Raw genomic sequence first — 223 nt, forward strand, 5'->3', positions numbered from 1 at the left:
GCGGCGACCCTTGCGCGCCATCTTGGCTGGGACAATCCGGCTTTCTTTTCGACGCCGTGGCTCGCGCGAACCTCGATCATGGCCATGGATGCCTGGGTGTCGATCCCGTTCATGATGATCCTGCTGCTCGCCGGCCTTCAGGCGCTTCCTTCCGAAATCAAGGAGGCGGCGAAAGTGGATGGAGCGTCAGGCTGGCAGAGTTTCAAGGAGATCACCTTTCCGC

Annotated in this window: 1 protein-coding gene; it reads left to right on the plus strand. The window is 61.0% G+C overall.

Annotated elements, in window-relative coordinates:
* Positions 1-223, plus strand: a 223-nt coding sequence (locus AF337_RS03910; protein WP_152970889.1) for a carbohydrate ABC transporter permease, incomplete at both ends; no start/stop codon positions are given.

Source organism: Rhizobium ecuadorense, assembly GCF_001187535.1.
GTDB lineage: Bacteria > Pseudomonadota > Alphaproteobacteria > Rhizobiales > Rhizobiaceae > Rhizobium > Rhizobium ecuadorense.